The organism is Wolbachia endosymbiont of Pentidionis agamae (genome assembly GCF_036711655.1).
Taxonomy (GTDB): domain Bacteria; phylum Pseudomonadota; class Alphaproteobacteria; order Rickettsiales; family Anaplasmataceae; genus JAZHPY01.
In genome coordinates, this window is the sequence record NZ_JAZHPY010000084.1 from 1 (window position 1) to 4,448 (window position 4,448).

General features: G+C 29.6%; 4 protein-coding genes. 2 read left to right on the forward strand and 2 right to left on the reverse strand.

Annotation, left to right across the window (positions count from 1 at the left end; translation table 11 throughout):
* The first annotated feature begins 144 nt into the window (after nt 1-144).
* Nucleotides 145-711, forward strand: a complete 567-nt coding sequence (locus tag V6U76_RS04585; protein ID WP_333023923.1) for a type I glutamate--ammonia ligase — start codon at nt 145-147, stop codon at nt 709-711.
* 103 nt (nt 712-814) lie between these two features.
* Here the strand turns inward: V6U76_RS04585 and V6U76_RS04590 are convergent, their stop codons facing one another.
* Together V6U76_RS04590 and V6U76_RS04595 are read right to left on the reverse strand one after the other, a co-directional pair.
* On the reverse strand, nt 815-1,618 hold the full coding sequence (locus V6U76_RS04590; protein ID WP_333023920.1) for a hypothetical protein: 804 nt from the start codon (nt 1,616-1,618) through the stop codon (nt 815-817).
* Nucleotides 1,619-1,744: 126 nt separating this feature from the next.
* On the reverse strand, nt 1,745-3,487 hold the full coding sequence (locus V6U76_RS04595) for an Rne/Rng family ribonuclease (RefSeq protein ID WP_333023921.1): 1,743 nt from the start codon (nt 3,485-3,487) through the stop codon (nt 1,745-1,747).
* 262 nt (nt 3,488-3,749) lie between these two features.
* On the opposite strand from V6U76_RS04595, the gene V6U76_RS04600 reads away from it, so the two are divergent.
* A partial coding sequence (locus V6U76_RS04600) for a UDP-N-acetylglucosamine--N-acetylmuramyl-(pentapeptide) pyrophosphoryl-undecaprenol N-acetylglucosamine transferase (protein ID WP_333023922.1) occupies nt 3,750-4,448 on the forward strand: 699 nt, incomplete at its 3' end.

Here is a 4,448-nt window from a genome sequence, read left to right on the forward strand (position 1 = left end):
TAGGAAGTTTTTCAATTGTAAGGAAAACATATCTAATCCTTCTTACCTATAAAAAGACTTGAGTCACTCAGTTTTTCATGTGAAAAAGAGACTGCTATCGATCAATATGAAGTAAAAAGCAACTGGTGTATTGATTATAAAGGCCTGATAGAACGTTACAGATTAGTAAAAAAATTAATCAAGGAGGTAGCACATAAATTTGGTGGAGAAGTCTCATTTAAAGCAAAGCCATATTTGAACAGGGCTGGTAGTGCTTTAAATGTACATGTTAATTTAATAGACTATAATGGTAATAATCTTTTTTATATGTATGAAAAAGATTGTAGCAGTTATTTACTACATAGTATTGGTGGGTTATGTGCTATGTTAAAAAAACATATGCTATATTTTGCTCCTAACGACAACTCATATTTTAGGTTTCGCTACCCAGATATAAACACTCCAACTACGGTAAGTTGGGGGAAAAATAATAGAACAGCTGCTATCAGGATCCCTGACTTTAATGGTGATTTAGCAAAATGTCGTTTAGAACATCGTGTTCCTGGAGCTGATTCTGACCTTCAAGAAGTATTACTTGCAATAATAAAAGGGGTAAATTTTGGTCTTGAAAATAAAGTTACTCCTCCTCCAAGAGTTTATGGAGTTGCTTCTGACGCTCAATACAAAATGGATAAACTACCGCTTAGCATGGAGGATTGTAAACTTTTATAAAAATATTAAGCACCTATCTTTTGTCTATCTAATTATTTTCTGTTTTATACAGTTTTTATTGAGTACTCTAGTTATGTATACCTAATTATATTGAATTTATAGGCTACATACCACGACCACTTCCTTTTCCAGCTTGTTGTTCTCTTCTTGCTGATTCTTTTTTAGCATGTGGCCCTTCATTTTTATTATCCTTATAATCTTTTAAATTTTCCTTAGATTGTTTAAAACGTTTTGCTAAATCATCTATCGTAACACTATTATCTAAAGCACTCATTGAGTGTGATCTCCTTAGTGGTTGTTCTTTGTCCTCATTCACTTCTTTGGCACTAACTTCATGTTCACCACTTTGTCCTTGTTCTTTAGAACCTTTTATTTTATCTTCTGTATTATCAATTTGGTCACTTACTATTTCTTTAGAACCTTTTATTTTACCAGCCACCCATTTTCCTGCATCTAATGACTTATTTGCAACATTACTTAATACATTATAGCCTACATCTAATGATTTTTCTATACCATTAATAAGTGCACCGTTTGCTGCTATATCAGCAACTACAAGACTTGTAGCAACTATTGCACCTACTGGACCTCCAATAATAAAACCAGCTAAAATAGCGCCACCTCTAAATAAAAGTTTTTTTAAGTTACTAGGTTCCTTTTCAGCAGATTGTTCTTTTTCATCATCAGATTTGCCCTTTTTATTAGATTGTTCCTTTTTATCACCAGATTCTTGCTCTATATTATTCTTTCTATAATTACCGTATGCTAAGGTTCCAACGACAGCACCAGCTATAGGACCAGCAACAGGAATAGCAGCAGCTGTTAACGCTACTCTCCATGGTACAAAATTTAGTATTTTACTTCCAAGTCCAGGCTTTTTATTATCTTTTTCAGAATTTTTAACCATTTTACATTTATTATTGACATATTGATTATTATAAGAGTAATATATTAATTATGAATAAAATATAATTACCTATTTAATGAATTTTATTAAAATAAAAATGAATTAATTATCTACTTGAAAATAAATCTAATGTTTTGATCCAAAAAGACGTAAAAGCCATTTAGTCAACCAAAAATTATTAACTTTTTTCTCTAAGTTATCAGTGTCATAATCTTTAGATTGATAACCAGAGTTCTTTAATGGTGCAATTGTATTACTATAATTATTGTGAGGTAAGTCATTATCTAACACTTTTAATGCAAAGGCATCCACATCAAGACTATCGTCTATGCTGACACTTATTATCACATTACATTTTTTTTCAATTGCGCTGATAGCATCACGTTTATTATTAAAAATATAACTTATAACAATGCTATGAGCAGTTAGATAAAAATTTTTATTCTTATCCTTATCTATAGCATAATATAAACTTCTAAAGATTGATGCTGTAATAACTTCAGGAGATTTTATCTTCCCTACTCCCTTACAATGAGAACACTCTTTAGTATTAATTTCTTGTATATTTGGTTTTATTCTTTGCCTTGATAATACCATTAAGCCAAAATCATTAATATAGCTGAATTGAATTTTAGCTCTATCATTTTTAAAAGCTTGCTTAATTGCATATTCAACTGCTCTGCAGTAGTGATATTTTACCATTCCAATAAAATCGATAACTATTAAACCTGATAAACCTCTTAAATTCACTTGTCTCGATATTTCATTAACTGCTTCCATATTGGTTTTATAAGCTGTTTCCTCTATATTATCTTCACCAGTCATCTTTCCAGAATTCACATCTATTGAAACAAAAGCTTCAGTTAACACAATTACCAGGGAGCCACCTGAAGGTAATATAACTTTATTAGCATATAACTCAGAAATCTGATCCTCTACTCCATAATAAACAAATATTGGAATGGATCCATTGTATAATCTAATGCGTAACCTACTTTTTATTATAGAAAAATACTTTTTTACTTCTTCATAGACTTCTCTTCCTGAGATTATTATTTCTTGTGTATCTTGATTACATAGATCTCTTACAAAGCGCATCACCATATCTGACTCATTATAAATCAGTGAAGGAAAGTGAGTTGAAAAGGCATTTTTTTGAATGTTCTGCCATAAATTACATAGATAAATATAATCTTGTTCAATATCTGCTTTGCTTTTATCTGCTCCAATAGTCCTTATAATCAAACCAGACCTAGGATGCAGCTTCAAAAGACTTAATATTTCTTTTAAACGATTTCTTACATTAACATCTTCAATTCTACGAGACACCCCACCTTTGCTATCAGAATTCGGCATAAAAACACAATATCTTCCAACAAGAGTTGCATATGTTGTAAAAGACGCTCCTTTATGGCCACGTTCTTCTTTAGTTAACTGCACCAAAATTTTCTGATTTAGGGTTATTACATCTTGTAACTTATATTTTATATATATAGACTTTTCCTTACCAACAGAATAAAGGCTATGACTCTCTTCACCATTAGAAGAATTAATTTTATCATGTGTATTATTTTTCTTTGCATAAGCCTCGAAGATTAATTCCTTTTCTTCTTCTGGAATATTAAAGTATTCTATAGATATTTCAGAAAATGGTAAAAAACCTTGCTTATTATTTCCATATTCGATAAATACAGCTTGTAAGGATGGTTCTATACGCCTTACATAGGCAACATATATATTTCCTCTTAGTTGTTTTTTTTCTTTGAACTCTTGTTCAAATTCAACTATTTTATCACCTAGTAAAACAGCAGCCCTAACTTCATCAGAACATATAGAATCTATTAATATTTTTTTGCTACTACTTACCACTGATACACCGTACAATAATTGAAAAAATAAATTAAAAATTTTATTTGTTTTTTATAATCCCCCTTAGGCTAATAATATTAATGTTTTTTCTCTCTTAATCAAATACTTTAACAAACAAAAGGATTAATCTTTGAATATAAAAATAGAAGATCCCAAATAATATGTTAAACATTATAGCAATAATCATTTACTCTTATGCCACCTTTATATTTTTCTATTTTATGTTACTATTAATGAAGTAAAGAGTAATAACTACATAAATATGAGTTCAGTAGAAATTGTTCTAGCAACAGGTGGTACAGGTGGGCATGTTTTTCCTGCTATTAATCTAGCGAACAAACTAAAAGATTACAATTGTATGATGTTTTTTGATAAAAGATTCAAAATTAATAGCAAAAGAGATATTAAATTAGAAAGTTATATATTACCTTTATGTGGGTTCAGTGGCAACATTTTTCACAAGTTTAAGTTTTGTATGCTATTAGCATACAGCTGCTTATTGGCAATATATAAAATAAAAAAGGTAAAACCAAAACTAGTTATTGGATTTGGTAGCTATGCTTCTTTTCCAACCCTTCTTGCAGCAAGAATCTTCTCTATACCTATAGTTTTACATGAACAAAATATAGTTCTAGGTATGGTAAATAGGTTATTCTCTAATTATGCACAATTTATTTCAACAAGTTTCCCTGGTACAAAATATGTCAAAGAAGAAAAATGTGTTTTAACAGGAAACTTTACCAATGAGAATATATATAATACACACAATACTTTTAATGGAATTTATAATATTCTTATCATAGGAGGCAGTCAAGGTTCTGGATCGCTTGATAATATAGTTGTTGATGCTATTTGCAACTTGCCAATCAATGTAAAAAGAAAAATTAAAATTGTTCAGCAATGCTTAAAAGATAATATAAGCAAAATAAAAATTCTATATGAAAATAATAATATTGATCAT

Coding starts and splice junctions, on each gene's coding strand:
- V6U76_RS04590 (WP_333023920.1), bottom strand. CDS start 1,618: ATGGTTAAAAATTCTGAAAAAGATAATAAAAAGCCTGGACTTGGAAGT.